The organism is Paenibacillus sp. FSL R7-0312 (assembly GCF_038004445.1).
GTDB lineage: Bacteria > Bacillota > Bacilli > Paenibacillales > Paenibacillaceae > Paenibacillus_AQ.
Genome location: NZ_JBBORE010000001.1, coordinates 5,348,011 through 5,372,633, shown reverse-complemented (window position 1 = coordinate 5,372,633; position 24,623 = coordinate 5,348,011). Strand labels below are relative to the sequence as shown.

At 51.3% G+C, this 24,623-nt stretch carries 20 protein-coding genes; 18 read left to right on the top strand and 2 right to left on the bottom strand.

Annotated features, from left to right (window positions below):
• Window positions 1-84 precede the first annotated feature (84 nt).
• The 15 genes from fabF to MKX70_RS23335 all read left to right on the top strand — a co-directional run bounded on the left by fabF (window position 85) and on the right by MKX70_RS23335 (window position 18,443).
• Entirely contained in the window at window positions 85-1,323 is a 1,239-nt protein-coding gene (fabF, locus tag MKX70_RS23405; protein WP_083442770.1) for a beta-ketoacyl-ACP synthase II, read from the top strand.
• A 12-nt stretch (window positions 1,324-1,335) separates the two neighbouring features.
• Window positions 1,336-2,040 carry a ribonuclease III gene (rnc, locus tag MKX70_RS23400; RefSeq protein WP_042236118.1) on the top strand — a complete coding sequence of 235 codons (705 nt, stop codon included), beginning with the start codon at window positions 1,336-1,338 and terminating at the stop codon, window positions 2,038-2,040.
• Window positions 2,041-2,271: 231 nt separating this feature from the next.
• Window positions 2,272-5,841 carry a chromosome segregation protein SMC gene (smc, locus tag MKX70_RS23395; protein ID WP_340840854.1) on the top strand — a complete coding sequence of 1,190 codons (3,570 nt, stop codon included), beginning with the start codon at window positions 2,272-2,274 and terminating at the stop codon, window positions 5,839-5,841.
• Between the two features lie 81 nt (window positions 5,842-5,922).
• Complete coding sequence (ftsY, locus tag MKX70_RS23390; RefSeq protein ID WP_340840853.1) at window positions 5,923-6,921, top strand: signal recognition particle-docking protein FtsY; 999 nt, start codon at window positions 5,923-5,925, stop codon at window positions 6,919-6,921.
• An 848-nt stretch (window positions 6,922-7,769) separates the two neighbouring features.
• The gene (locus MKX70_RS23385; RefSeq protein ID WP_042236125.1) at window positions 7,770-9,233 is read left to right on the top strand and encodes a circularly permuted type 2 ATP-grasp protein; all 1,464 of its coding nucleotides are present in this window, start codon (window positions 7,770-7,772) and stop codon (window positions 9,231-9,233) included.
• 58 nt (window positions 9,234-9,291) lie between these two features.
• Window positions 9,292-10,245: an alpha-E domain-containing protein gene (locus MKX70_RS23380; protein WP_340840852.1), complete on the top strand. Its 954-nt coding sequence runs from the start codon at window positions 9,292-9,294 to the stop codon at window positions 10,243-10,245.
• Window positions 10,242-11,108, top strand: a complete 867-nt coding sequence (locus tag MKX70_RS23375) for a transglutaminase family protein (protein WP_042236127.1) — start codon at window positions 10,242-10,244, stop codon at window positions 11,106-11,108. Before MKX70_RS23380 ends, MKX70_RS23375 begins: the two co-directional genes overlap by 4 nt.
• A gap of 184 nt (window positions 11,109-11,292) precedes the next feature.
• Window positions 11,293-12,102 carry an SDR family oxidoreductase gene (locus MKX70_RS23370; protein ID WP_042236129.1) on the top strand — a complete coding sequence of 270 codons (810 nt, stop codon included), beginning with the start codon at window positions 11,293-11,295 and terminating at the stop codon, window positions 12,100-12,102.
• A gap of 75 nt (window positions 12,103-12,177) precedes the next feature.
• Window positions 12,178-12,402: a hypothetical protein gene (locus MKX70_RS23365; protein WP_340840851.1), complete on the top strand. Its 225-nt coding sequence runs from the start codon at window positions 12,178-12,180 to the stop codon at window positions 12,400-12,402.
• A 137-nt stretch (window positions 12,403-12,539) separates the two neighbouring features.
• Window positions 12,540-12,884: a DUF1801 domain-containing protein gene (locus MKX70_RS23360; RefSeq protein ID WP_340840850.1), complete on the top strand. Its 345-nt coding sequence runs from the start codon at window positions 12,540-12,542 to the stop codon at window positions 12,882-12,884.
• 178 nt (window positions 12,885-13,062) lie between these two features.
• Window positions 13,063-13,830, top strand: a complete 768-nt coding sequence (locus MKX70_RS23355) for a DUF2087 domain-containing protein (RefSeq protein ID WP_042236132.1) — start codon at window positions 13,063-13,065, stop codon at window positions 13,828-13,830.
• Window positions 13,831-13,883: 53 nt separating this feature from the next.
• On the top strand, window positions 13,884-14,273 hold the full coding sequence (locus MKX70_RS23350) for a GIY-YIG nuclease family protein (RefSeq protein WP_042236134.1): 390 nt from the start codon (window positions 13,884-13,886) through the stop codon (window positions 14,271-14,273).
• 64 nt (window positions 14,274-14,337) lie between these two features.
• Window positions 14,338-14,736 carry a DnaJ family domain-containing protein gene (locus MKX70_RS23345; protein WP_340786606.1) on the top strand — a complete coding sequence of 133 codons (399 nt, stop codon included), beginning with the start codon at window positions 14,338-14,340 and terminating at the stop codon, window positions 14,734-14,736.
• A gap of 446 nt (window positions 14,737-15,182) precedes the next feature.
• Entirely contained in the window at window positions 15,183-17,675 is a 2,493-nt protein-coding gene (gene hrpB / locus MKX70_RS23340) for an ATP-dependent helicase HrpB (RefSeq protein ID WP_340840849.1), read from the top strand.
• Window positions 17,676-17,786: 111 nt separating this feature from the next.
• Window positions 17,787-18,443: a general stress protein gene (locus MKX70_RS23335; protein WP_340786602.1), complete on the top strand. Its 657-nt coding sequence runs from the start codon at window positions 17,787-17,789 to the stop codon at window positions 18,441-18,443.
• Window positions 18,444-18,568: 125 nt separating this feature from the next.
• Here the strand turns inward: MKX70_RS23335 and MKX70_RS23330 are convergent, their stop codons facing one another.
• Window positions 18,569-19,132: a GNAT family N-acetyltransferase gene (locus tag MKX70_RS23330; RefSeq protein ID WP_340840848.1), complete on the bottom strand. Its 564-nt coding sequence runs from the start codon at window positions 19,130-19,132 to the stop codon at window positions 18,569-18,571.
• A gap of 1,094 nt (window positions 19,133-20,226) precedes the next feature.
• Here MKX70_RS23330 and MKX70_RS23325 point away from each other — a divergent pair.
• Entirely contained in the window at window positions 20,227-20,586 is a 360-nt protein-coding gene (locus MKX70_RS23325; protein ID WP_042236138.1) for a helix-turn-helix transcriptional regulator, read from the top strand.
• Between the two features lie 34 nt (window positions 20,587-20,620).
• On the opposite strand, the gene MKX70_RS23320 is transcribed toward MKX70_RS23325, so the two are convergent.
• Window positions 20,621-21,184 (bottom strand): TraR/DksA C4-type zinc finger protein, encoded by a 564-nt coding sequence (locus MKX70_RS23320; protein ID WP_340840847.1) that lies wholly within the window; start codon window positions 21,182-21,184, stop codon window positions 20,621-20,623.
• Between the two features lie 190 nt (window positions 21,185-21,374).
• Between MKX70_RS23320 and MKX70_RS23315 the strand changes: the two genes are divergently transcribed.
• Both MKX70_RS23315 and MKX70_RS23310 read left to right on the top strand, forming a co-directional pair.
• Window positions 21,375-21,758, top strand: a complete 384-nt coding sequence (locus MKX70_RS23315) for a DivIVA domain-containing protein (RefSeq protein WP_042136936.1) — start codon at window positions 21,375-21,377, stop codon at window positions 21,756-21,758.
• A gap of 100 nt (window positions 21,759-21,858) precedes the next feature.
• On the top strand, window positions 21,859-24,600 hold the full coding sequence (locus MKX70_RS23310) for a CHASE3 domain-containing protein (RefSeq protein ID WP_340840846.1): 2,742 nt from the start codon (window positions 21,859-21,861) through the stop codon (window positions 24,598-24,600).
• The last annotated feature ends 23 nt before the right edge of the window (window positions 24,601-24,623 follow it).

Sequence of the window (24,623 nt, the reverse complement as noted above, 5' to 3'; positions counted from 1 at the left end):
GCGACTGCAGTTTATATAGACTTCTGGCCGGAATACAATTACATGTTGTAGAAGTATTACAGCCTACAGATGGGGTGAGCGCGTTTGAGTCAAAGAGTGGTTGTTACAGGTATGGGAGTGATGACGTCGCTGGGCAAGGATCTGGAAACGTTCTGGGACAGCCTGATGAGCGGTACATCCGGAGTATCTCTTGTTGAAGCTTTTGATGTCAGTGAATATACTACGCGAATTGCGGCTTCGGTCAAGGATTTCAATGCTGAGGAACGTTTCGGCCGTAAGGAAGCCCGCAAAATGGACCGTTTCGTGCAATTTGCGGTTGCTGCCGGCGAAGAAGCCCTGAAGGACAGCGGACTGAAGATTGGCGAAGATATCGATGCTGAGCGTATCGGCGTTTCTGTCGGCTCCGGTATCGGCGGTCTGGGTACTTGGGAAGACAATCACAATCTGCTGCTGGAAAAAGGCCCGAAACGGGTCAGCCCGTTCTTCATTCCAATGATGATTGCCAACATGGGCTCCGGCCAGCTGTCGATCAATCTCGGTGCCAAAGGTCCGAATACAACGACGGTAACCGCTTGTGCGACAGGCAGCCATTCCATTGGTGAATCCTTCCGGCTGATACAGCGCGGTGATGCGGATGCGATGATCTGTGGCGGTGCAGAAGCAACCATCCGTCCTACAGGTATGGCAGGCTTTTGTGCGATGAGAGCCATGTCCACCCGCAATGACGAGCCGCAGAAGGCAAGCCGCCCGTTCGATGTTGACCGTGACGGTTTCGTTATGGGTGAAGGCGCAGGAATCCTGATTCTCGAATCTCTGGAACATGCAGAGAAACGCGGAGCCAAGATTTACGCCGAAGTGATTGGTTATGGCCTGAGTGCCGATGCCCATCATATGACCGAGCCTGATCCTGACGGTGCAGCACGCTGCATGAAGATGGCGATCCGCGATGCCGGAATTAATCCGGAGGATATCGATTACATCAATGCGCATGGCACCTCTACACCGGTAGGCGACAAATCGGAAACAGCGGCTGTCAAGAAAGCTCTGGGTGAGCACGCGTACAAGGTAGCGATCAGTTCCACCAAATCAATGACAGGCCACTTGCTTGGCGCTGCCGGAGGTGTGGAAGCGATTATCTGCGGTCTTTCGCTGCAGAAGGGCATGATTGCTCCTACGATTAATTTGGACAATCCTGATCCGGATTGTGATCTGGATTATGTTCCGAATGTGCCCCGTAAGGCGGATCTGAATATCGCAATGTCGAATTCATTCGGATTCGGAGGACATAACGCGACTGTTATACTCAAAAAATATAATAAGTAGGGGGACAGTGCAGTGAAAGGAGACCTGAAGCAGTTACAAAGCCAACTTCAAATCCAATTTCACGATCCTGTACTTCTGAAGCAGGCTTTTACCCATGCATCTTATGTGAACGAACACCGTTTCAATCAGCATCAGGACAATGAGCGCCTGGAATTTTTGGGTGACGCTGTACTGGAGCTTACGGTGTCCGAATATTTGTACAATCTGCTCCCGGACAGGCCTGAAGGTGAACTGACCAAGCTGCGTGCCGCTATTGTATGCGAGCCGTCGCTGGTCCGGTTTGCCGAGACGCTCGGCTTCGGACGGTTTGTGCTGCTGGGTAAGGGGGAAGAACTTACGGGCGGGCGTACCCGCCCGGCTCTGCTGGCCGATGTGTTTGAAGCCTTCGTGGGAGCGCTTTATCTCGATCAGGGACTGGAAACGGCCCGGAAGTTTCTGGATAATCACGTTTTCCCGCTGGTCGAAACCGATGGTAAGCTGCAAATGCAGATGAGCGATTTCAAAACAGAGCTTCAGGAACTGATACAGCATCATGGCATGGGTACGCTGGAATATCGGATTATTGAAGAGCGCGGACCGGCGCACGAGCGCGAATTCGTATCTGAAGTGTTCATGGCCAGCCGTTCGCTGGGCAGCGGCAGCGGCCGTTCCAAGAAGGAAGCGGAACAGCAGGCCGCAGCAGCGGCGTTATTGCATTTGAAGGAAGACGGTGCCTGAGGTAGACTTGAACAGCAAAGCTGGGCAAGCGGAGTAGAGCAGCAATGGTCTGAATGCCGGCGTTTAGGCGGAAGTCAGACTTTTGCTGCTCTTTTTCGAGATATCAGAAATAAAATGTTTTTGGGTCCCCGCAAAGTACTTGAGTAAACGTCGAAGCGAGTGCACCACTTTGTGGGGGTGTTTAGGCAAGGAAACGCTATGGTATAATGGGTTAGAGGTGATAGGCGAGTTATGTTTCTGAAACGGATTGAATTAGCTGGCTTCAAATCATTTGCCGACAAAACGGAAATGGAGTTTGTGCGCGGAATTACGGCCGTAGTCGGCCCGAACGGAAGCGGCAAAAGTAATATTTCCGACGGTATACGCTGGGTGCTTGGCGAACAGAGTGCCAAATCACTGCGCGGCGGTAAAATGGAAGATATTATCTTTGCCGGAAGTGACGCCCGCAAAGCGGTCAATTACGGCGAGGTCTCTCTTACGCTGGATAATGAGGATCATGTACTGCCGCTGGATTTCAGCGAGGTTACGGTTACCCGCCGTGTGCACCGCAGCGGAGAAAGTGAATATTTAATCAATAAGCAAGCCTGCCGGCTGAAGGATATCACAGAGCTGTTTATGGATACCGGGATCGGTCGTGAGGCTTATTCGATTATTGGACAAGGCCGGATTGAAGAGATACTTAGTACCCGTTCCGAAGACCGGAGGGGGATTTTTGAAGAGGCTTCGGGGATTGTTAAATATAAATCACGCAAAAAAGACGCCGGACGCAAATTGGACGAGACCGAGCAGAATTTGCTGCGGATTCATGACCTGATCAGTGAGCTTGAGGATCAGGTGGGGCCGCTGAAGGATCAGTCCGAGAAGGCCATCCGTTACAAGGAACTGCGTGAGCAGCTGAAGCATTTGGAGATCTCCGTATATGTGCATCAGATTGAAGGCATACATACGGCCTGGCAGGAGGGGAATGCCCGGCTTGAGCTGCTGAAGGATGAACAGCTGGAGCTGTCGACAGTAGTCTCCGCCCATGACGCCAAGCTGGAGAGCGGCCGTGCTGAGCTGCGGAGCCTGGAGCAGGAAGTGGAGAAGCTGCAGGAGCAGCTGCTGCATTACAGTGAAGCGAATGAGAAGAGTGAAGGCTACGGAGAGCTGCTCAAAGAACGCCGCCGCAACCTGGAGAACAACCGCGAACAGCTGATGCAGACACTTGGTTCTGTAGGCGAGCGTTCTGAGGGACGGCAGCGTGAGCTGGCGGAGCTTGAGCATAAGCTGAAGCAGTCCCGCCAGGCACTGGAGGAACTGCGTCTGCAACTGGCCGATGAAGAATCCCGGCTGCAGGGTGTTGCCGGGGGCATCAGCCAGAGCAAGGAAGAGAAGCTGAAGAGCGCGCTGCTCGAGCTGATGAACCTGATGGCTCAGGCGCGTAATGAAATCCGCTATGCGGATCAGCAGAAGGAGAGCCTCGAGAAGCGGATGAGCCGCAGCCAGGAAGAGAGCGGCAAATGGACAGCCCGGCTGGAGGAGCTGACCTCTGCCCAGAGCGGGCTTAAGGATAAGATTGCCGGACTCGGCAAGGAAATAGGCCTGCTGCGCGGCGCGTACATTACGGAGAGCGAGCAGACCGGTAAGCGGCAGAAGCTGATGGAGGAAACGCAAAGCGGCCTGCGCAAATGGGAGCAGAAACGCGAAGCCCAGGTCTCCCGGCATGAGACGATGAAGGAAATGCAGGATGATTTTGACGGATTCATGCTTGGGGTTAAGGAAGTGCTGAAAGGTGCACGCAAAGGACAGTTAACCGGCGTTCACGGCGCGGTTGCTGAACTAATCTCGGTTCCGGAGAAGCTCGAAATGGCTATTGAGACGGCCATGGGCGCTTCACTGCAGCATGTTGTTATGGAGAACGAAGCTGTGTCCCGGCAAGCGATTGCTTTCCTAAAGCAGCGCCAGCTGGGACGGGCGACCTTCCTGCCGCTGGATGTAATCCGGCCCCGGCAGATTACCGGCAGTGACCGCAGTATGGTGGAAGGTGCCGAGGGGTTTGTCGGGATTGGTTCTGAGCTGGTTGGTTTCGAAGAGAAATATTCTAGCATTGTAGGGAGTTTACTGGGGAATGTGGTTATCGCTGAGAGCCTGGAGCAGGCGAACCGCATTGCGGCCAAATGCCAATACCGGTACAGAGTCGTAACGCTTGAGGGAGATGTTGTCAATGCCGGCGGTTCGATGACCGGGGGCAGCCAGCATAAGAAGAACAACAGTCTGCTCAGCCGCAAACGGCAGCTGGACCAATTGTTCGGCGAGATTGAAGAGAGCGAGCAGCAGATCGCCAAGCTGAAGCAGGGAATCCTCCGTCTGCGCGCCGAGCAGGACAAAGCAGCGCAGAAGCTGGAAGAGCTGCGGCATGACGGTGACGAGAAACGTCTGGAGGAGCAGCGGGTCTCCGGTGATCTGAAGCAGCTGGAGCAGGAGCTTCGCCACGTCAAGGAGCAGGTTGAGGGTGCTGGCGCAGAGCGCAGCGGATTCGAGAATGAGGTCCGCGGCTTCGAAGAGACCCGCAAGCAGGCGGAGGCGGAGCTTGCCCGGCTGGAGAAGGAAGAGAAGGAAGCCCACGAGGCCATCCGGAACGCCGAATCCGACCGTAAGGCAAATGAAACCGCCAAGGAAGAGCTGCAGGGTAAGCTGACAGGCATGAAGGTTACGGAAGGGAAGCTGGACCAGGAGATTTTCTCCCTGGAGGAGCAGCTGCGGCGTATGCGACAGGATGCCGGCTCGCAGGAGAAAGAGCTGCGGCAGAGCCGCAGCCTGCTGATGACCATCGAGCAGGATCTGGAAGAGAATACACGCGAAGCTGTGAAGCAGAAGGAAGATGTGAACAGCTTACGCCTCAAGAAGGAAGATACCTCAGCGAAGCTCGACCTGGCCCGTGCCGACCGTACCGCGATCTCTCGCAAGCTGGAACTGGCTGAAGGAGAGACCAAAGACCAGCGGCAGGCGCTTAAAGGGGTTGAAGACAAGCTCCGTTCAACGGAGGTTGCCGTCGGGCGGCTGGATGTGGAGCTGGATAATATATTGCGCAAGCTGAGCGATGATTATGAACTAAGCTATGAGCTGGCTAAGCAGCGTTATCCGGTTCCCGAGGATGTGCCAGCAGCGCAGATGGAAGTACAGCGTCTGAAGCGCAGCATCTCCGGATTGGGTGAGGTGAACCTTGGCGCCATTGAAGAGTATCAGCGGGTGTATGAACGCTATACCTTCCTCAGCGGACAGAAAGACGATCTGGTCGAAGCCAAAACTACGCTGTATCATGTCATTCATGAGATGGAAGAGGAAATGTCCAAACGCTTCAAGCAGACCTTTGATGCTATCCGCCGTGAATTCGGCACGGTATTCTCAAAGCTGTTCGGGGGTGGGCGGGCAGACCTGATGCTGCTTGATCCGGAGCATATGCTGGATACGGGGATTGATATTGTCGCCCAGCCTCCGGGCAAAAAACTGCAGAACCTGCAGCTTCTGTCCGGCGGTGAACGCGCTTTGACCGCTATGGCCTTGCTGTTCGCGATCCTTCAGGTCAAGCCGGTGCCGTTCTGCGTACTGGATGAAGTGGAAGCGGCGCTGGATGAAGCCAATGTCGTGCGCTTCGCCCAATATCTGCGCGAGTTCTCGGAGCAGACGCAGTTTATCGTAGTTACTCACCGCAAAGGAACGATGGAGGAAGCGGATGTACTCTATGGCGTGACCATGGAGGAAGGCGGCGTGTCCAAGCTCGTATCGGTGCGGCTGGAGGATGAAGAGGCGGAAATTGCCTGATAGGCTGATGCTTACGAAGTGAGTTTTATTGCGGAGTAATTCTATGCAGTATCGCTTCATAAAACTTTTAGGAGGAACAATATGAGCTTTTTTAAGAAACTGAAAGAAAGCATCTCCGGCAAAACGGAAAGCGTAACGAAACAATTCCGCGACGGCCTGGAGAAGACCCGCAAGGGCTTCGTTGAGAAGGTCTCTGATCTGATCATCCGCCGCAAAAAGATAGATGAAGAATTCTATGAAGAGCTGGAAGAGATTCTGATCGGTGCCGATGTTGGCGTCAATACAGTAATGAATTTGGTGGAAGAGCTGCGCGTCGAAGTGAAGCAGAAGCGGATCGAGGATGCTTCAGAGCTCCAGCCGATTCTCTCCCGCAAGCTGATGGAGCTGCTGCGCGGCGATGACGATAACAGTCTGAACGAGAATCCGGTCGGCATTACAGTCATTCTGTTCGTAGGCGTGAACGGGGTCGGTAAGACTACGACGATCGGCAAGCTGGCGCACCGTTATAAGCAGGAAGGCAAGAAGGTGTTGCTGGCGGCAGGCGATACTTTCCGCGCGGGAGCAATTGAACAGCTCGAGGTCTGGGGTCAGCGCGCGGGCGTGGATGTGATTAAGCAGCAGGCAGGTTCTGACCCGGCAGCTGTTATGTTCGATGCGGTACAGGCTGCCAAGCAGCGTAACGTAGACGTACTGATCTGCGATACTGCCGGTAGACTGCAGAACAAGAGCAATCTGATGGAAGAGCTGAACAAAATCTTCCGGGTGATTCAGCGCGAAATACCGAGTGCCCCGCATGAGGTATTGATGGTACTGGATGCAACGACCGGCCAGAATGCACTCAGCCAGGCCAAGCTGTTTGGAGAGAAGAGCGGTGTGACCGGGCTGGTGCTGACCAAGCTGGACGGCACCGCAAAGGGCGGAATTGTAGTAGCCATCCGCCAGGAGATGAATCTGCCGGTGAAGCTGGTGGGACTGGGCGAGAAGATGGAAGACCTCCAGCCGTTTGATTCCGACCAGTTCGTGCATGCCCTGTTCGCAGGCATGATCTCTGAAGAGGAAGAGACCGAAGGCCAAGCGTAATATCCGGGTCTCAACTCCTGCTGCACCAGTATGAACGTAATCTATAAGGCCTCCAGTGAGCGAAAATGCCCTGGAGGCTTTTTTGGTATGGGAAACTATAGACTACATGTTTTGTGAAAAAGGCGTTGTTGAATCCGGAAATCCGGAAATCCCCAAGTATAACATGTGAGGAACCAGGCTTCATAGTGGAAGTAGAAGTAGAAGTAGAAGTGGAGGTAGAAATGGAAGGTAAGAGGAAGCTGTAGCTGCAGACAGTACGGGGAACGGACTTATTTCCTGAAAAAACCGCTTTTTGATAGTGCAGTTATCCTGTTCATTGGAGCTGAAAATGAGGTGTCAGAAGTCATATAAGGGATTCTCAATCCGAATGCTCTGCAAATCACAAGATTTTGCGCGATTAGCAGAATTTCAGTCCGCATCATAGGTGATGGGCATGAAGTAGCCCCACTCACTTCTTTAAGGCATGAAGCGGTCGAACCCACTTTTTTAAGTCGTGAAGCAGCCCGCCCACATTTAAATAGAAGGAACGGCTGTTGTTTTACCGAAATCAATATAAAAAAACATTATATGAAAAATTCATAATAGTACTGCTTGTCAACGCTCCTGCATACAATTTGATGTACGATTCCCATTAGCACGCCTCCAAAGCACCTTTAAGAGAAAGGAAGCGATTCCAATCATGCGGGATGGTTCATAAACTCCATTTTGCTGTTATATATATTGACATGAACATTATCATTTACGTATTATGAAGTTAGTATTTAATATTTTCATGATATATTTCTAAAAAGTAAGCTAATTTGTCAATAAACTTTACACATTACACTGATCCGAGAGGAGTCGGGCTCATGTCCAAACTAGATCCTTTGCCCGGTGTAGCTCCGTATTCATTGCAGCATTTTTACGATGAAATGTATGCCGATGAACGGAGTATCCGGCCTCATTACAAGCATGTGAACCGCATGTTTTCCGGGATGAGCCCCGAAGAGCTGCAAGGCAAGCAGAAGCTGATGCAGCGTCGGATGATGGAAGAAGGCATTACTTTTACACTCTACAACCCGGCACAGGATCAACCGATGGAGCGGACAATTCCCTTCGACATGATTCCACGGATTATTCCAAAGGCAGAATGGGAGCGGCTTGAAGCTGGCATTGTGCAGCGGATTACAGCACTTAACCTGTTCATTCATGATATTTACCATGAGCAATATATCGTGAAGGATGGGGTTGTCCCCCGGCGGATGATTATATCCAACTGCTATTTCCGGCCGGAAATGACTGGACTTCGGGTCCCTGGCGGTGCTTACGTTACTACCTCGGGGATCGACCTGATCCGCCATCATGACGGTGAGTATTATGTGCTTGAAGATAACTTGCGTACGCCTTCCGGATTTTCCTATTTATTCAAAGGCAGATCCCTTATGAACCAGCTCTTTCCCGAATTATCGTTCGCCAGCTCTATCCGCGATGTGGATCACAGCCTGAACCGGTTCCTGTCGGTACTTCGCAGCCTTTCCCCTTCGCGCACCAAAGATCCGGTGATCGCTTTGCTGACCCCTGGCGAATATAACTCCGCGTATTACGAGCATGCTTTTCTCGCTCAGCAAATGGGCATCCACCTGGTAGAAGGACGGGATCTGGTAGCCCAGGACCACAAGATCTACCTGAAGGAAATGAATGGCTTGCGCCGCGTGGATGTACTGTACCGCCGTTTGGATGATGATTTCATCGATCCTTTGGCTTTTCAGCCCAGCTCACTGCTTGGGGTTGCCGGCTTAATGAATGCCTACCGTGCCGGGAATATCGCAATTGCCAATGCACCAGGAACCGGCGTCGCAGATGACAAGGCCATGTATGTGTATGTGCCGGATATGATCCGTTATTATCTCAATGAAGAACCGATTCTGGGCAATGTTCCGACATACCTGCTATCCCGGCCGCAAGAGCGACAGTACGTGCTGGATAATCTGTCCGAAATGGTGGTGAAGGAGACCTCACTCTCCGGCGGATACGGTATGCTGATCGGAAGCGAGGCGACCAAGCAGGATCTGGTGGATTTCCGGCTCAAAATTCTGGCGGAACCGGAGCGGTATATCGCCCAGCCCATAATGTCGCTGTCCCGTGCACCGGTATTGTCGGGAGCTTCCATGGCGCCGCGCCATATTGATCTTAGAGCGTTCGTGCTAATGGGGGCTGACCGCAAGCCCCATGTGATTCCCGGCGGTCTTACCCGGGTGGCGATGCGCGAAGGCTCGCTGGTCGTGAACTCATCACAAGGCGGCGGAGTGAAGGACACTTGGGTAATGGCCTAGCGTGATATGGATTCACCAATAATGCAGCATCAATATGTAAGGTGAAGGGGTGGCTACGATGCTGAATCGCAATGCGGAGGCTTTATTCTGGATTGGCCGGTATATAGAACGGGCCGAGAATCATGCAAGGCTGATCGATGTGCATTATCATATTCAACAGGAAGAGGATTTCCAGGCGGAAGGCCATAAGTGGTCGAGGCTGATTGATGCGCTTGGTGTCCGGAATGAATATCTGCAGCAGTTCGAGAGCTTCGCTGAGCAGGATGTGCTGTCCTTCATCACACTGGATCTCGGTAATACAAATTCATTGTTCTCCTGTGTGCATCAGGCCAGGAACAATCTGCGCACCCTGCGCCAGCATTTGCCCAGTGAGCTGTGGGATATAGCCAACAGCTTCAATCTGTGGCTTGGCGAGCAGTCGGTAGCAGATATTATGAGCAGTCCCCACCAGTTCTATCAGCAGATCAAAGAACGCGCCGCCATGTTCCTCGGAGCAGAACAGTCGGTGATGCTTCGCGGCAACGAATGGCATTTCATTGAAAGTGGCCGGTTCCTGGAACGGGCCGAGAATACGACGCGTATTCTTCAGGCAGTAACGGTATCCTGTAAATCGAAGGATATCAATTCAATCTATACGAAATTGCAAGCGGTGCTGAAATCGGTGAGCGGTTATCAGTCATTCCGCCGGTATTACGCGGATGATATGTCCCCCGAATGCATTTTGGAATTCCTGATTGTGAATCCGCAATTCCCGCGTTCCATAAGATTCTCCTTCCATAAGCTGGAGGAGCATCTGGCTAAGCTGGAGCTGGATAGCTCCGAGAAGGGCTCGGGGCATGAGAAGGTCATCCGTCAGGCGGGGAAGATCAAAGCCGAGCTGGACTATATGGAGAAGGAGGAAATGTCCGGTGACTTGGTTGAGGATGTACTGCAGGCTCTAATGTTATCCTGCCAGAAGCTCGGCAAAACAATGGAGGGTGCATTTTTTCGCCGTGAAGGAGTCTCGGTATGAAGATCCAAATCAATCACACAACAACCTACACTTATTCGGAGCCGGTGACGGACAGTGTCAATGAGATCAGGCTGACGCCGCGCACCAATTACCGCCAATCCTGTTACCATCATGAGGTGGAGGTGCACCCGCCGGCCAATCTGTTGACCTATGAAGACTTCTTCGGCAACCGCGTCCATGCCTATTCTGTGAACAAGCCGCATACGGAGATGGTGATCCATACCAAAGCGACGGTGGTGACGCTCGACAAAGCCCAGGGTGCGGACCTGCCGCATATCCCGCTGGAGGAGCAGGTAAAGCTGCTTAATGATGAGAAGTTCCAGAACCGTTATGTGGAGTTTATTCTGCCGACAAGGTATACCGAGGTGACGCCTGAGCTGGTGGAGTTTGCTTCACAGCATCCTTTTGAGGAAGCCGAGGATATGTATGAGTGGACCAAGAAGCTCTCCTCAACGATCTATGAACAGTTCACATATGACCCTGAAGCGACCAGCGTAAACACAACGGTCAAAAAAGCGCTGAAGCTCAAACGCGGGGTCTGTCAGGATTATGCGCATCTGATGATTGCCGTCTGCCGCAGTGTAGGGCTGCCGTCGCGTTATGTGAGCGGGTATCATTTTGTCGGCGATCTGCAGGGAGGCAATGCCAATTTCGAGCAGGCCTCACATGCCTGGGTAGAGACCCATATTCCGGGAACGGGCTGGCTCGGCTTCGATCCGACTAATAATGTTGAAGTCAGCTGGCGGTATATCAAGCTTGGACATGGACGGGATTACAAGGATATTGTTCCGGTCAAAGGCGTCTACCGCGGGGTAGCGGGCACCCTTACTGTTAAAGTGGATGTCCGTCGGCTGGATAATTAAAGACAACAGGCAGGACCTCACAACGGTGGGGTCCTTTCTTATTGTGAACGTGTGATAATACTGTGCAAGTTGCACAAACTTTGTGCAATTTTTGCATAAAATGATTATAATCCAGGCTCAAATGGGTAATCTTGAAACAGAACCATTCTCATGAAGATGGACGATACGGAGGGAGAGAATACATATGAGCCCAAATATAGCTAAAAAGCAGCGTTTTCTCGGGAAAACGGCCATAATTACAGGTGCGGGCTCGGGGATCGGCAGAGCGGCCGCGATTCAGATGGCGCGTGAAGGTGCGAATGTGGCCTTATTCGATCTGGTGAATGAACGTACCTCGATCCTGGAGCAGAAGCTGAACAAACAGCGCAAAGACTGCGCATTAGCCATTGATGTAGATACTTCGGATGCCGTGCGAATGGAAGAAGCGGTGCGCAGGACCGTGGAGCATTTCGGAGGGCTTGATATTGTCTTCGCGAATGCCGGCATTAACGGAGCAGTCGGTCCGATTGAGGAGCTGAGCCTGAGTGATTGGGAGAAAACCATTTCAGTCAATCTGACGGGTACCTTCCTGACGCTGAAATACAGCATTCCCCACCTGAAGGAGAAGGGCAAAGGCAGCATCATTATCACCAGCTCGATTAACGGCAATAGCAGATTCGCCAGCTTCGGCTGGTCACCATACAGTACAACCAAGGCAGGCCAAGTGGCGTTTGCGAAGATGGCCGCGCTGGAGCTGGCCAAGTTCAAAATCCGTGTGAATGTCATTTGCCCAGGAGCAATATCCACGAATATCGATGAAAGCACAGAGTTCAATGAGGATGTAGAATCGATTGTGATTCCGATTGAATTCCCCGAAGGTGCACAGCCCCTCGCTGACGGTCCAGGTAAACCTGAGAATGTGGCTGATCTGGTGGCGTTCCTGGCCTCAGATGAGTCGATCCATATTACCGGTGCGCAGATTGTTATTGATGGAGCGGAGTCATTGTTATCTTGAGTAGCTTGTATAAAATAGGCTGTAGAAAATAACCTTGTCCGAAGATCCGCGTGATCTGGACAGGGTTGTTTTTATGTGAACGGATCAGGTACGGACAGCACAGAACAAGGGCGCAGTATGTGGGCCAGAGTGAAGGGGAAGACGGAGAATGATCTGCGCAAACTGCCGTTCCGGGGAACCTACTTCTTTCGTCCGGGGTTTATCCGGCCTACTCCGGGCTTGACCCGCACACATAAATATTATTATGCTATTGGATGGATGTACCCCGTGCTGCGCGCCTTATCACCGGGTATGCCGTGACTCTGCAGGAAATTGGACTGGCCATGATTCACATTGTGGGCCGGGGCCATGACCGTGATATTGTGGAGAACCGGGATATTGCTGCTATAGCCAAACCGTAAGAGCCTGCATCACATCCTCCAGAAAAAGGTGATTCCATGAATGAAGAGGTTACAAATTTCATTGCTCAAATCAAAGTACCCTGGCAATTGGAGATATGCTCTAAGTTACGTCAAGTGATTCACGAAACGGTTCCTGACGTGACGGAACGGATTCAATACGGCAAACCGCATTTTCTCAAAAACGGAAAATATGCAGCTGTAATCTCCACCGCCAAAGGCTGGGTGAGCTTCTCCATATTCAATGCAGCAGCGCTGGAGGTGCCTGAAGGCCAATTCGAAGCGGGAAGCGGGGACCGTCTGACAACCAAGCTGCCGGAGGGCAAGACTGTTGATTATGAGCTGCTGTCCTCCTTGCTGAAACAAGCCACGGCTTCATTATAGAACGATTAATCAAATAACCACAGCGGGGAACTGAGACACTGCCTTAATTGGCGGTGTTTTTATTTTTTAAACAAACAATCTAATTAGATAGTTGTAAAATAACAAACGAAATGATATTATGTCTATATAAAAACAAACAAAGAATGTGGTGATCCAGTTGTCGGAAGGAAATGAAGCGATGCGGATTTCAGAGAAATTCTGGAATGCCTCCATTGCAGAATTGAAGCAGGGCTATACCTGTGAAGGTGACGGGCACCTGGCTGTGTTCCATTGTCTGGTCTGCGGAGAGCCATTCGAGAAGGGGATTATTTATAAGGATGGGGACAGCTTCTATGAAGCTGAGAGGTTCGCAGCTCAGCATGTAGATACCATGCACGGTGGAATGTTCGCTTGGCTGCTTACGCTGGATAAGAAGCTGACCGGATTAACGGAGCTGCAGAAGGGTCTGCTGCAGGCCTTCCGTCAAAGTCTAAGTGACGCTGAGGCCGCCAAAGAGCTGGGAATCGGCAGCACGTCTACAGTCCGCAATCACCGGTTCACCCTTCGGGAGAAGGTGAAGCAGGCCAGGCTTTTCCTGGCTGTAATGGAGCTGGCCGAAGAGAAGCCGGGGGCTTCATCCCCTTTTGTCAGTATTCCGCGTACGGCTGTGATGGTTGATGAACGGTTCGCCATTACTGAACAGGAGAATACCGAGATCTTGGGTGCGTATTTCAAACAGGGCCTGGACGGCCCCTTATCAGAGTTCCCGAAGAAACAGAAACGCAAAGCGGCAATTCTGCGGCATTTGATCCAGCGTTTTGAGACGGGACGCGAGTACAGCGAGAAAGAAATTAACGCCGTGCTGGAATCGGCTTATCCTGATTATGTGACGCTGCGGCGCTACCTGATCGATTACGGACTGCTGGACCGCGAAGATGACGGAAGCAGCTACTGGGTGAAATTATAGCGCAGTTTAAGGGAGAACACAGACTAGCGCAGATATGAAGGAGAGACAAGAGAATGGACAAATTAAGACGCAAAGAGCTGGGATATAATTATGCGCACTCGCACCGGCCGATGGGGGTATACAGAATTGTAAATACCGGCAACGACAAAGCGTATGTAGGAAGCAGCCTGAATCTCGATGGGGTCTGGAACAAGCATAAGTTCATGCTGGATATCAACAACCATGACAACAAGGAGCTGCAGGCCGATTGGAATAAATATGGTGAGGCCGGGTTCCGTTTTGAGGTATTGGAGCAGATTAAGCCAGAAGAAGATTTCGTGGCAGATGTACAGGAATTGAAGAAATACCGCAAAATGCTGCCGGAGCTGGAGAACAAATGGCTGGAGCAGCTATCTCCATACGGGGAGCGGGGTTATCATAAGCAGAAAGTAAACCGGGAATGAATTTCATCAGCGCCTGTGCTAAAATAAGGGCAAACAGCAGGCGCTGGCGAATGGAGCGGTGTGAATGGCTATATTATCTTGGCTTGCAGAACAGAGAATTCAGGAGGCCATGCGCAGCGGAGAGTTCACTAATCTGCCTGGGCATGGCAAGCCGCTGGAACTGGAGGATCTCTCGGGAGTGCCTGAGGATCTGCGGATGTCCTTCAAGATCATGAAGAATGCAGGGCTGCTGCCCGAAGAAGTCTCGCTGCGTGCGGAGTGTGTAACCCTGGAAGAATTGCTGGCTGCCTGCCATCGCAGCGGGAACAGCGATAGCGGTGAACGCAAGGAGCTGGAATCTAAGCTGTCCCTGAAGCGCCTGCGTCTGCAGGCACTGCTGCAGGAGCGCGGACTGGACGGCAGTGCGGCTTATATGGATTACGGAGATAAGATCCGGCAGCGGCTTGAAGGAATGGACGAGTAAGGAATATGTAGGAGCAGCCTCCAGTTCGAAGAACTGGGGGCTGCTTCTCTGTGTATATAGCTGGAGCGAAAATATAAGTAGTCTGTACAACAGCGGGTTGTACCGTGAGCTCTTATAGTGCAGACAATAATACAGAGCGTTAGCGGATAATTGTATATCCTGCAGTTAAAAGACGGGGATGAAACGGATGATCCGGGATAACTGCATTCTGTACAACTAAAAATAGGAGAATTATTCTTTTACGGCATGAGAATTTAATAAGTGTAGAGAGTGCAATTAAACCGGCTCCCAGGCAGAAATGGCTCGTTATAGTTGTATAATCTTAATTTGAGCTGAACTCCTTGATATCCAGGCCGGTTTCGCCCATGATAATGAAATGGATATACCTGATTAAAGTATGTTAATTCAAATTACACCTAATTTGTAGCGGATGATGGAGAGATGAAATGAAGCAGCTTCCAATTATGCAGGTGCTCCCTGACCTGAAAAGAATACTTAGAGATACTACTGCGGCAATACTGATCGCCGAGCCGGGAGCGGGTAAGACAACAGGGACCCCTCCGGCTTTTTTGGACGAGCCTTGGCTCGCCGGTAAAACCATTCTCATGCTGGAGCCCAGACGTCTAGCAGCCCGTTCGGCGGCGGCTTATATGGCTTCCTGTCTCGGTGAAACGGTCGGCCAGACGGTCGGATACCGGATGCGGATGGATACCAGGGTCGGCAGGAATACGCGTATCGTTGTAGTTACAGAAGGCGTGTTAACTAGAATGCTGCAAAGCGATCCTTCGCTCGGTGATGTCGGACTCGTGATCTTCGATGAATATCATGAGCGGAGCCTGCATGCTGATCTGGGGCTGGCGCTGACGCTCGAAGCACAGAGTGTACTGCGGGAGGATCTGCGCATTCTGGTGATGTCGGCGACACTGGATGGTGAGCGGGTATCGGCTCTGCTTGGCGGGGCGCCGGTAGTCCATTGTCCGGGACGGACTTATCCGGTTGAAACGGTGTATGTACCGGGCCCCGAAAAGATCTATCCAGAGATAGCGGCAGCGGCTGCCGTGCGCCGGGCACTTGCCGAGCAGCCGGGGGATGTACTGGTCTTCCTGCCGGGCGAACGGGAGATCCGGCGGACGGAGCAGGAACTGGCCTCCTGTGGTCTTCCGGAGGGAACTGTGCTGCGTCCGCTATATGGCCAGCTGCCGCAGCAGATGCAGGATGAAGCGGTCGCAGCGGCTGTACCGGGAGAACGCAAGGTCGTCCTGGCGACATCCATCGCCGAGACCAGTCTGACGATTCAAGGTGTGCGCACGGTGATTGACACGGGACTAAGACGGACCCAGGTGTTCTCTCCGCGCACCGGCATGCCGCGGCTGACCACAGTGCCGGTCTCGAAGGCCTCGGCGGATCAGCGGCGCGGCCGGGCCGGCCGCACGGCGCCGGGCGTATGCTACAGGCTGTGGAGCCGGGAAGAGCATGACCGCCTTCCGGACGATAACGTGCCGGAGATTATGGAGACCGACCTGGCGCAGCTCGCCCTGGAGCTGGCGCTGTGGGGCGTGCCGGGGCCCGGAGCGCTCGCCTGGCTCGACGCGCCGCCTGCCGCGCCTTACGCGCAGGCCACGGCGCTGCTGCGCCAGCTCGGCGCGCTAGACGCCGGCGGCGCCATCACGCCGCACGGCCGCAGCATGGCCGCGCTAGGCGCGCACCCGCGCATCGCGCACATGCTGCTGCGCGCGGCAGACCTTGCAGCAGCGCCGCTCGCGGCACTGCTCGCGGCGCTGCTGCAGGAGCGGGACCTCTTCAAGGGTCCCGCGGCACTAAGCAGCGACCTCACGCTGCGCGTGGAGGCGCTGCTCGGGTCCGGGCGCTCCGCTGCCGGCGGCGGAGCGGACCCGGCGGCCCTTCGCGCGGTGCAGCGCGAGAGCCGGAACTTCCTGGCGCAGCTGCAGGCAGCGCCGGGCGGACCGCCTGACAACATCAGCCTCAGCGGGCTGCTGTTGTCGTTCGCCTATCCCGACCGCATCGGGCAAAAACGCGGCGATGGCGCGTTTCTGCTCTCCGGAGGTCGGGGGGCGGCGATGCGTGAGGGCCAGCCGCTGGCGCGCTCGCCCTATATTGTGGCGCCCGGCGTGGATGATCGTGCCGGGCAGAGCCGGATCATGCTTGCCGCAGAGCTCTCCGAGCAGGATCTGCTGAAGCATCATGCGGACAGCCTTCTTGAAGAGCGCGAAGTCTACTGGGACAGCGAGAGCGGAAGCGTGAAGGCGCGCAGAGTAACCCGGCTGGGCGCGCTCATCCTGAAGGAGACGACGCATGAACGCGCAACCCCAGAGGAGACGGAACGCGTACTGCTGAAAGTGATTGCCGCAGAAGGGCTGGAACGGCTGCCGTGGGAAAAGGGAACCATCCAGCTGCGCCAGCGGATGGGCTTCCTGCATGCCCTGCGGGCGCACTTTCCGGATATGTCCGATGCTGCGCTGTGCGGTACCCTGGACGAATGGCTGGCCCCGTATATCCACGGAATGCGTAATCTGCGCGATCTGCAGCGTGTGAATCTGACCCAGGCTTTGGAGAGTATGCTGGACTGGAACAGCAGGCAGACGTTGAACAAAGAGGCGCCCACACATATTACCGTGCCTAGCGGGTCGCGTATTCCACTGGATTACAGCAATCCGGGATCTCCAGTATTGGCCGTGAGGCTGCAGGAAATGTTCGGGCAGACCGATACGCCGAGGATTGGCGGAGGGAAGATTCCGGTACTGCTGCATCTGTTGTCTCCGGCCAGAAGGCCGATGCAGGTGACCTCAGACCTGGCCAGCTTTTGGCAGGGCACATATTTTGAGGTCAAAAAAGATTTGAAAGGCCGCTATCCTAAGCACTACTGGCCGGATGACCCGCTGCAGGCTATTCCAACCAACCGCACCCGCCCGTCCAAATAAACATTTTTGCATATTAACGCAAATTAGCCCGCAAAGAATTGGAATCGCTGTTTGGCACACCTGTGAATGGGTAATACAATAGCGAACGACAATTTCGAAGGAGGGCTTCAAGTGACAGATAAAATCGTAGGTGTATTCGACACAGAACAAGAAGCGACCAGAGCAATTGAAAGTTTACAGAGTCAAGGGTTCACTAACGACGATATTTCAGTAATTACACGGGATCGTGATGATTTAAAAAGCATTTCCAAGGATACAGGAACGATGGCGCCGGAAGGCGTAGCAACAGGAGCGGCAACCGGGGGCGTAGTCGGCGGAATCACCGGATTACTAGCAGGAATCGGCGCACTCGCTATCCCGGGGATAGGACCGATCCTCGCAGCAGGTCCCATTGTAGCCACTTTGACAGGCGCTGCAATTGGCGCAGGTGCAGGCGGACTGGTGGGCGGATTAATCGGACTCGGCATTCCGGAGGATGAAGCCCGTGATTACGAAGGATACGTGGACAGCGGCAAAATCCTCGTCCTCGTTGATGACAACGGCCGCGGCAGGGATATCCATAATATTTTCCGGGGGAACCGTTCCCTCAATGCAAGCCGTTACGACAGCCTCTATGCAGACGATACCGTAAACAGCACACTGGCAGACCGTGGACCTACGAATCCCGATATTATTCCGGAGGATACAAGGGTCGGCAACACGCTGGGTAATAGAGGTGCGATGAACGCCGACAGAGATCCGGACCTCTATAACCGCGACAAAATGTAAATCAGCAGATTCATTTCAAAATGATATAAAGGATAACAAGGACTGCCTCACAGGAGCATTCGGCCTGGGGCAGTCTTTGCTTTAGGAGGGATATCGAGCAGGTATCGTCTAAGAGTCCGTAGGGTCTATGAATGCTTTTCTGAAGTGATTATTGTTCCCTCTGCTGCGGTGCTGTTAAGCATTTTGGTCATTATATAATCAGTCTGTTCCTCGTCGCCCATATAGAAACAATGCGTACCGGTCTGGACAAACCCCATTTTTGTATAAAAAGCAATCGCACCCCCGTTTCGTTCCCACACGCCCAGCCAAATTTTATCGATGTTCCGCTCAACCGCAATTGCTATGGCTTTATTTATCAGATATTTTCCAAGTCCCTGATTGTGAAAAGGCCTCCTGATATAGATCCGCTCGATTTCAAGCGAATGGTTACCCATATTTTCAGATTGGGCCTCATTCGTGTTTACTTTCAAATACCCGGCAGGCTCGCCTTTGGAGTAGATGAAATAGAATTCAGAAGCGGTATTAGATAACTCGATATTTAATTGCTCCAGGTTAAAAGCTTTCTCTAAATAGGTTTGCATAACCTCCGCTGAATTTTGATGCTCAAAGGTACCCCTGAGGGTTTCAACACTAATTTCTTGAAGCAAGCCCAAATCGCCGGCCGAGCATTTTGTTATAGTTATACTCATGTATGACTCCTCCTTATTCCAATCAAGCTCCCGTTATTACAACTACCCTGTATAAGCTGAACTTCAGAGACTAACGGCACTAACTAAAAATCCTTACGAATCAGCTTGGATCAATACATACAAGTTGCAATTTGTACAACATTTAGGACTGTTCGCTCGGGTGATTTTACCGTGACTTCTGCAGCCCGTAATAATATTGTCACATGGAGGTGAAAAAATAGTACATGATTTATGTTGCATTTACAACAATAAATATGTAGCGAGAATTGAAATTTCAATACATGAAAAATTCACAATAGTAACTCAAGCATTATGAAGAAATAAACAAAAGATACAAACAGACAAGGGAAAATAGAAAAACAAAAACCGACCAAGAACACACAAACAAACAAAACAAATGAAGTAATAGGAAAGATTAAATAGATCGATAAAATAAATAAATATAGACCAACTGGAGACCAACAAAAGACCATAAGAGACAACAGAAGTTCAAAGAACAAACCCCGAAAAATTGTATAATATCACTATGTGAAAAATTCATAATAGGTTGATAGCATTAAATAAACTCCCAATTAATAAATAAATATAGATAAGTCCGGTCAGTACAGGTATACAGCTGCCAAGAAACAAAGAAAACTCCAGCTCAACGAGGGATCAAAATGGAATCGACCGATAGTATATTTCGACACCATGAAATTGGAGGGTTATTCCGACTAATCAGTCCGCTTGAGCAAGCAAGGCTACTTCGCCCCACTGATTCCTGTTATTCTGCAAATTCATTATATGAATAATTCACAATAGAAATATAAAAAAATACCAACACGTGCCTACACACTCATACACCTTAAATCACACTCAACATGTATCTATCAAATTTTCAAACCGGAAAAAGGAGGCTAGTATTCAAACCCTCCCGATGTCCTGAATTTAACTTGGGCATAACTTGTTGTGAAAGATGGGAAATAGGGTTTATACTAGGGTAATAAGGAAGCCAAAACAAACCATAAAAAAGCCATTATAAAAATGAAAAGTATTCTTCATATCAAAAACCATATCAAAGAATCCAAATCAAAAAAACACCCAGGAGGTGACCTATGGCGTTCATGATTGCACAGCGGGCGTTTATAAAAGTATATCTGATTACTATGGTGGAACAGCACAAAGGATACGGTTATCAGATGTTGGAGGATTTGCGGAGAGATTTCAAAGCGTATGGGTATTCCCCTCCCCAAAGTGAAATTTACCGTGCGCTGCATGAATTAGTGCAGCAGGGGATACTTTTCCGCACGAAGCAGCTAAAGGGCAGTGATCCCAAAGTCGATTTTCAGGAGATTGTCCTATATCATTTCACTGCCGACGGGGAGGAGAAGGCCAAGCTGTACAAAAAGCAGGTGAAGACTGATCTGGACCGCTGTCTGGGGATATTGAATAAGGCGGTCGCAGACAACTTTTGAAGCTAATCTATTGACCTGCCATTCTGCCCGTAGCTCAGGAATCCTCTTCTTCGGTATCCTGGCCCGGAGAGGTAACAGGTGAGCTCGCACTGCCGTAATCCTCGACTGCTTCCCAGGCACCGGCGTCATCGAATCTCCCGCTATGCTCCTGCCGTCCCTGGCCTGCGCCGGAAGGCGGTGGAGTCATGACTTCTTCTTCCACGGGACGCACGTCTGAATTCCGGCTGGACGGGGCATATTCAACAGCGTAACGGGTGTGGGGGATGGCTTCAAGACGTTCATAAGGAATTTCCTGCTTGCTGATTTCACAGATTCCATAAGTACCGTCTTTAATCCGCTGAAGGGCAGCTTCGATATCGGTTAATTCTTGGGATAGTGAAGTGTTGATGGACAGGTCACGGCTGCGTTCAAAGGTTTCGGTTCCTGTATCGGCAGGGTGGTTATCGACAGAAGAGAGTTCTCCCGTAGAGAGTGTAAGTGAATCGCCCAGCAGGCTGTCTTCCGCCCCGTTGCTGGAGAAATGCTGTTCCAGTTCTGTTCTGCGCTCCTCAAGTAGCTGCTGGAGCTTAGTCAACTCTGATTTTGTTAAGTGGCTCATCGGGTCATCTTCCTTTCGGATGTGTGTAGTGGTTATACTGTTGTAATCTTTCCTTACCCTATTGTCCCAGAGTGCAATCAGCAGGCTCACTTCTGCTTAAATGCAACTTTAGTGATGTTTTCAGGTTGCTTTCACCCTGTTATAATAATTACTGCCGGATGAAAGCAGCATAACTTTGGAGGTTACTTAAATGGACGAACATATGAAACGCCGGTTGGACAAGCAAAGAAAGCTGTTCAGCCAGCTAGGTATTACTCTGGATGCACTTACTATTCATGAGAAGGAATTCAGCATGAAGCTTCGCGGTTACGATGCCGAGGAAGTGGATACGTTTCTGGATAGTGTAATTAAGGATTATGAGCGGTTCTATGCTACCATTGCCGATCTGATGGACAAGTGGCAGGAGCAGCAGATTGAAATGAAGGAGTTGAAGGCCGAGACCAAGGCAGCAACAGCGCCTGCTCCGGTTATCAAAGGGATCGACCCGCTGGATTTGGAAGAAATTATTATTAAGCTTGAAGCTAATGTACGGCAGCTCAAGGACAGATTACCGCGTACAGAAGGATATTTGTAGGACTTTACACCTGGAAACCGGTCTACCTGTTACCCCTTGCACCAGACTTTACAATTATAGGAAATAAAGTATATTATAACGCAAAATGGGGGTTGGACCATTGCCGGAGAAGCATGCGTGGAGCTTGAAGATCCGTGGCAAAATCGCACTTGGATATGTCATCATTTTATTAATGCTGGGGCTGTTTCTGGTTATCGTCTCCAACAGGATTACCAGCCTGGAGAAAGAAACCGTGTTCCTGAGTGACCATGATATCGAGGTTCATGAACTTACATATCAAATTGAAAAAAATGTTCTGGATATGGAGACCGGGCAAAGGGGGTACGCCCTTACCGGGGACGAGTCTTACCTGGAGCCATATAGTAACGGACTTGTAGAATGGCGGATTAATTTCGCGAAGCTACACGGTCTGATTACAGATAACCCGGAGCAAGTCGGGAACCTGAATAACATTTCAGATAATATTGAGAAATGGATCGATGAGGCCGGTCAATATGTAGTTGATCTGAAGCGGAATGGCCAGAATGAGACTGTAAGTGCTTTTTTTCGCAATGACGCAGGTAAAATAGTGATCGATGCGATTCGTACGCAATCCGATTACTTTCGCGATATTGAACGCACGCTTACCAAAGAGCGCATTAACAATCTCAAAGACAGTAACCATAAGCTGCTTATTACGATGTACATTCTTTGGGGTCTCGTAGCCGTATTAGCCTCACTCATTACCTATCTGCTCTCAGCCAGCATTGTGAATCCTTTGCACAGTGTAATCCGGGCCATTAACGAAATAGCCAGCGGAGGGAATAGGTCAGAGCGAATCAAAGTGAAGACGTTTGATGAGATCTATGAATTGGGAGAAGCGACCAATGGCCTGCTGGACACTGTGCAGCGGGATCAGTGGAACAGCGAACAGCTTACTTCGATGTCCATTGCACTGCAGGAAACGACGGATATGGCTGCTTTGTGCCGGATCTTTATCAACCGCCTGTCGCTGATGCTGGAAATGCAGTACGCGACTATATTTGTGCTTAACCGGGATGAGCTTTTTGAGCGGAGGTACTCCTATGCTGGAGCCGAGAACAAAGAAGCCCGTTTAAGCGGAGATCTCGTTCAGCCTGGAGCGGGTTTGATCGGCCAGTGCGCATTGGATCAGCGGGTTAACATTATTGAGCATCTACCGGAGGATTATATTTATATCTCCTCTGGTTTGGGCAGGACTGCTCCGCGGTTTGCGGTCATCGCTCCGATTGTTTTTGAGAACAAGACGGTAGCAGTGCTGGAGGTTGCTGCGCTTACGCGGTGGGCGCCATATCATTTCGAGCTGCTGGATGAATTGCTGCAAATGATGGGCGTGACCGTCAATTCCGTAATGACCCGAATGGAGATTCAGAAGCTCCTGCATGAATCACAGGTTATGAATGAAGAGCTGCAGGTGCAATCCGAAGAGCTGCAGGTGCAGTCGGAGGAGCTTCAGGTACAGACTGAGGAGCTGCAGGATCAGACCAGTGAATTGCTGACCGTGAACAAGGAGCTTGAGGATCAGAAGTCTGTGGCAGAGAACGCAGCAATAGAGCTGGAGCGGTACAATGAACAGCTTGAGCTAAGCTCCCGCTATAAATCGGAATTTCTGGCCAATATGTCACATGAACTGCGCACTCCGCTCAATAGCATGCTGATTCTCTCACAGCTGCTTACAGAGAACCGCAATCACACATTGACAGAAGAAGAACAGGGCTATGCCTCTGTAATTTACGATTCCGGCAGTGATCTGCTGAGTATGATTAATGATATTCTTGATCTCTCCAAGGTGGAAGCCGGCAAAATGCTGGTGGAAATGGATGCCGTTAATCTTACAGAGCTGCCGTCCCTGCTGCAAGGTTATTTCGGTAAGCTCGCTGAGGGAAGGCATTTAGAATTTGAGGTGACCATTGGCGCAGAGGTTCCCGATCTGTTCTTCACCGATGAAATGAGGATGCACCAGATCCTGCGTAATCTGCTATCCAATGCGTTCAAATTCACACAGCATGGTTCAGTTTCTGTGGATGTCCATAAGCTGGATTCCTACTCGAATATGAATTACGCCATGAATGATACCTTACTGTCCTTTGCGGTAAAAGATACGGGTATCGGCATTTCGGCGGAGAACCGCGAACTGATCTTTGAGGCCTTCCGTCAAGCTGATGGGACGACTGCCCGCAGATTCGGAGGAACCGGATTAGGGCTGTCCATTTCGCTTCAGTTAGCCAAGCTGCTGGGCGGACATATCAGCCTGGAGAGTGAAGAGGGTGCAGGCAGCACGTTCACGCTCTATCTTCCATGCCGTGAGCTGGACAGCGGGGAAGAGCCAGATAGCCTTCCGGGGCAGACTCAGGCTGCAGCAGCTTCTGAACAGGCAGAGGCTGCCCTGCGCGGGACGGTGGCCAACAGCAAAGATTTACTGTTTGATAAGGAGTTCCAGAAGCTTCAGGGCAGAACTGTTCTGATTGTAGATGATGATACGCGTAATATTTTTGCACTGCAGAAGGGCCTGGAGCCTTATGAAATGAATATCCTCACTGCCCAGACAGGTTACGAGTGTCTGCAGATTGTCAGAGAACAGCCTGATGTGGATATTGTATTGCTCGACATCATGATGCCGAATCTCGATGGCTACGATACCTTGTCTATTATCCGGGAAGAACTATTACTCACAGAGCTTCCGATCATTGCGATTTCAGCCAAGACTATGAAGGAAGACCGTGAACGGTGTCTGACCGCAGGAGCATCAGATTTCATAAGCAAACCTGTAGTAATGAAAGATGTAGTCAGCCGGATGTGCCGGTGGATACAGGAACGGGCTTAATAAGTCTACAACTGAAGAGTCAG

Bases quoted from the DNA above. Each gene is read 5' to 3' on its own strand.
- MKX70_RS23380 (WP_340840852.1), top strand. From the start codon at position 9,292: ATGCTGAATCGCAATGCGGAGGCTTTATTCTGGATTGGCCGGTATATA.
- MKX70_RS23315 (WP_042136936.1), top strand. From the start codon at position 21,375: ATGGACGAACATATGAAACGCCGGTTGGACAAGCAAAGAAAGCTGTTC.
- MKX70_RS23345 (WP_340786606.1), top strand. From the start codon at position 14,338: ATGGCTATATTATCTTGGCTTGCAGAACAGAGAATTCAGGAGGCCATG.
- MKX70_RS23375 (WP_042236127.1), top strand. From the start codon at position 10,242: ATGAAGATCCAAATCAATCACACAACAACCTACACTTATTCGGAGCCG.
- MKX70_RS23330 (WP_340840848.1), bottom strand. From the start codon at position 19,132: ATGAGTATAACTATAACAAAATGCTCGGCCGGCGATTTGGGCTTGCTT.
- MKX70_RS23385 (WP_042236125.1), top strand. From the start codon at position 7,770: ATGTCCAAACTAGATCCTTTGCCCGGTGTAGCTCCGTATTCATTGCAG.
- MKX70_RS23355 (WP_042236132.1), top strand. From the start codon at position 13,063: ATGCGGATTTCAGAGAAATTCTGGAATGCCTCCATTGCAGAATTGAAG.
- smc (WP_340840854.1), top strand. From the start codon at position 2,272: ATGTTTCTGAAACGGATTGAATTAGCTGGCTTCAAATCATTTGCCGAC.
- hrpB (WP_340840849.1), top strand. From the start codon at position 15,183: ATGAAGCAGCTTCCAATTATGCAGGTGCTCCCTGACCTGAAAAGAATA.
- MKX70_RS23370 (WP_042236129.1), top strand. From the start codon at position 11,293: ATGAGCCCAAATATAGCTAAAAAGCAGCGTTTTCTCGGGAAAACGGCC.
- MKX70_RS23320 (WP_340840847.1), bottom strand. From the start codon at position 21,184: ATGAGCCACTTAACAAAATCAGAGTTGACTAAGCTCCAGCAGCTACTT.
- MKX70_RS23360 (WP_340840850.1), top strand. From the start codon at position 12,540: ATGAATGAAGAGGTTACAAATTTCATTGCTCAAATCAAAGTACCCTGG.
- ftsY (WP_340840853.1), top strand. From the start codon at position 5,923: ATGAGCTTTTTTAAGAAACTGAAAGAAAGCATCTCCGGCAAAACGGAA.
- MKX70_RS23325 (WP_042236138.1), top strand. From the start codon at position 20,227: ATGGCGTTCATGATTGCACAGCGGGCGTTTATAAAAGTATATCTGATT.
- MKX70_RS23350 (WP_042236134.1), top strand. From the start codon at position 13,884: ATGGACAAATTAAGACGCAAAGAGCTGGGATATAATTATGCGCACTCG.